The sequence below is a fragment of the Acinetobacter endophylla genome (assembly GCF_053543775.1).
Window position 1 is genome coordinate 1 of the sequence record NZ_JBLVOM010000266.1, and the last position, 2054, is coordinate 2054.

Annotated in this window: 1 rRNA gene; it reads right to left on the reverse strand. The window is 53.2% G+C overall.

From position 1 onward, the window contains the following. Window positions 1-107 precede the first annotated feature (107 nt). A 23S ribosomal RNA gene (locus ACNPNW_RS15650) occupies window positions 108-2054 on the reverse strand; the annotation flags it as partial.

Consider the following 2054-nt stretch of genomic DNA (forward strand, 5'->3'; position numbering starts at 1 on the left):
GCTGCCGCTAGAAATTCGGTTCATCACAGCTGTGTGAATGAATTTCGTTGCGTACAGGCTTGATCGCCTGAAAACTGAATCCGAAACAAATCTGCGTTTTAAGTTTTTTGGATAAGCCCTCGACCGATTAGTATTGGTCAGCTCCATGCATTGCTGCACTTCCACCTCCAACCTATCTACCTCGTCGTCTTCAAGGGGTCTTACTAATTGGGAAATCTCATCTTGAGGGGGGCTTCACGCTTAGATGCTTTCAGCGCTTATCCCGTCCGTACGTAGCTACCCAGCCATGCTCCTGGCGGAACAACTGGTGCACCAGCGGTACGTCCATCCCGGTCCTCTCGTACTAAGGACAGCTCCTCTCAAATTTCCTGCGCCCACGACAGATAGGGACCGAACTGTCTCACGACGTTCTGAACCCAGCTCGCGTACCGCTTTAATGGGCGAACAGCCCAACCCTTGGGACCTACTTCAGCCCCAGGATGCGATGAGCCGACATCGAGGTGCCAAACCTCCCCGTCGATGTGGACTCTTGGGGGAGATAAGCCTGTTATCCCCAGGGTAGCTTTTATCCGTTGAGCGATGGCCCTTCCATGCGGTACCACCGGATCACTAAGTCCGACTTTCGTCCCTGCTCGACTTGTAGGTCTCGCAGTCAAGCTCCCTTATGCCTTTGCACTCTTCGAATGATTTCCAACCATTCTGAGGGAACCTTTGAACGCCTCCGTTACTCTTTAGGAGGCGACCGCCCCAGTCAAACTGCCCGCCTGACACGGTCCCCGTACCCGCTAAGGGTACCAGGTTAGAACCTAGATACGATCAGGGTGGTATCCCAACGGCGCCTCCACAGAAGCTTGCGCTCCTGCTTCCAAGGCTCCCACCTATCCTGTACAGATCGTACCCAAATTCAATATCAAGCTGCAGTAAAGCTCCATGGGGTCTTTCCGTCTTGTCGCGGGTAACCTGCATCTTCACAGGTATTAAAATTTCACCGGATCTCTCGTTGAGACAGCGCCCAAGTCGTTACGCCATTCGTGCGGGTCAGAATTTACCTGACAAGGAATTTCGCTACCTTAGGACCGTTATAGTTACGGCCGCCGTTTACTGGGGCTTCGGTTCATAGCTTCGGGTTACCCCTAACCACTCCCCTTAACCTTCCAGCACCGGGCAGGCGTCAGCCCGTATACTTCGCCTTGCGGCTTCGCACAGACCTGTGTTTTTGCTAAACAGTCGCTTGGGCCTTTTCACTGCGGCCCCCTCGGGCTATTCACCCTACCGAGGCACCCCTTCTCCCGAAGTTACGGGGTCATTTTGCCGAGTTCCTTAACGAGAGTTCTTCCGCGCGCCTTAGAATTCTCTTCTCGCCTACCTGTGTCGGTTTGCGGTACGGGCACCTTCTCCTGACTAGAGGCTTTTCTTGGCAGTGTGAGATCATGACCTTCGCTACTACAATTTTCGCTCCCCATCACAGCCCAGCCTTACGATGTGCGGATTTGCCTACACATCAGCCTCACTGCTTAGACGGACATCCATCAGTCCGCGTCACTACCCTCCTGCGTCACCCCATCGCTCATAGCGGATTACGGTGGTACAGTAATTTCAAACTGTTGTCCTTCGACTACGCCTTTCGGCCTCGCCTTAGGTCCCGACTTACCCTGAGCGGACGAGCCTTCCTCAGGAAACCTTGGGCTTTCGGCGGATCAGATTCTCACTGATCTTTTCGTTACTCATACCGGCATTCTCACTTGTATGCTGTCCAGCGCTCCTTACGGTACACCTTCAACGTATACACAACGCTCCCCTACCCCAGATGCAAAGCATCTAGCCATAGCTTCGGTGGTGTGTTTAGCCCCGTTACATTTTCGGCGCAGAGTCACTCGACCAGTGAGCTATTACGCACTCTTTCAATGGTGGCTGCTTCTAAGCCAACATCCTGGTTGTCTGTGCAACTCCACATCCTTTCCCACTTAACACACACTTGGGGACCTTAGCTGATGGTCTGGGCTGTTTCCCTTTTGACAATGGATCTTAGCACTCACTGTCTGACTCCCGGTTAT